This is a genomic window from Streptomyces sp. NPDC059850 (genome assembly GCF_042731515.1).
In the GTDB taxonomy this organism is placed as follows: domain Bacteria; phylum Actinomycetota; class Actinomycetes; order Streptomycetales; family Streptomycetaceae; genus Streptomyces.
Window position 1 is genome coordinate 1 of record NZ_JBHWJI010000154.1, and the last position, 1,543, is coordinate 1,543.

Genomic DNA, 1,543 nt, shown 5'->3' on the forward strand with positions numbered 1-1,543 from the left:
GCGGCGATGGTGGCCATGCCGCCGCCTTCCGGGAGCTTGCCCATGAGGGTGGCGCGGGCGGCCACCAGGCGGCAGGCGTCCGGCAGGTCGAAGACACCGGCCACATGGGCGGCGGCGACCTCACCGATCGAGTGGCCGATCACCACATCGGGGCGCAGCCCCAGCGAGTCAAGCAACCGGGCCAGGGCGATGTGCAGCGCGAACAGCCCCGCCTGGGCGTAGGTCGTGTGGTCCAGCAGCCCCGGCCGCTCGGGCACGCCGGTGAACGCCACCTGCCGCAGCGGGTGTTCAAGATGCGGGTCGAGCAGGCCGCAGACCTCGTCGAACGCTGAGGCGAACACCGGAAAGCGGTCGTACAGCCCGGCCCCCATCCCCACGCGTTGGCTGCCCTGTCCGCTGAACAGCCACACCGTCTTCCCGGACGGGACAGCGCCCGAGGGCGGGCCCACCACACCCGGATGCGGCGCACCGGCCGCCAGGGCCTCGACCGCCGCCAGCATGTCCGCCCGTTCGCTGCCCAGCACCACGGCTCGCTGCTCGAACAGCGACCGGGACCTCAGCAACGACCAGCCCACATCCACCGACTTCAAGGCGGGGTCCTCGGCCACACGCGCCACCAGCGACGCAGCCTGCCCGCACAGCGCCTCCATACTGCGCCCGGACAGCACCCAGGGCACGGCATCGCCCTGTTCGGGTGCCGGTTCCGGCTCGGGCGGCGCGTCCGGGGCCTGCTCCAGGATGAGGTGGGCGTTCGTACCGGAGGCGCCGAAGGAGGAAACTCCGGCGCGGCGCGGACGCTCAGCCTGCGGCCACTCCACGGGCTCGGTCAGCAGCTGTACGGCACCGCTGGCCCAGTCGACATGGGGTGTCGGCTCGTCGATGTGCAGCGAGGCGGGCAGCACGCCATGCCGCATGGCCTGCACCATCTTGATGACACCGGCCACCCCAGCGGCCGCCTGCGTATGCCCGATGTTCGACTTGATGGAGCCGAGCAGCAGCGGTTGCTGGACGGAATGCTCCTGGCCGTACGTCGCCAGCAGTGCCTGCGCCTCGATCGGGTCGCCCAGCGTCGTCCCCGTACCGTGCGCCTCCACCGCGTCCACCTCGGCGGCCGACACACCCGCACCGGCCAGCGCCTGCCGGATCACTCGCTGCTGCGACGGACCGTTCGGGGCCGTCAGACCATTCGACGCACCATCCTGATTCACCGCCGAACCCCGGATCACCGCCAACACCCGGTGGCCGTTGCGCCGCGCATCCGACAACCGCTCCAGGAGCAGCAGCCCGACGCCCTCACTCCAGCCGGTGCCGTCAGCGGCTGCGGCGAAGGGCTTGCAGCGCCCATCGGGGGCCAGGCCGCGCTGGCGCGAGAAGCCGGTGAACACATCCGGCGTGGCCATCACCGTCACACCACCCGCCAAAGCGAGCGTGCATTCCCCCTGCCGCAACGCCTGCGCCGCCAGATGCATCGCCACCAGCGACGACGAACACGCCGTGTCCACCGTCACCGCCGGACCTTCCAACCCGAGCGTGTACGCCACCC

1 protein-coding gene is annotated in these 1,543 nt (G+C 71.7%); it reads right to left on the reverse strand.

Annotation, left to right across the window (positions count from 1 at the left end; all coding sequences use genetic code 11):
• A partial coding sequence (locus ACFV9T_RS42710) for a type I polyketide synthase (protein WP_385449285.1) occupies positions 1-1,543 on the reverse strand: 1,543 nt, incomplete at both ends.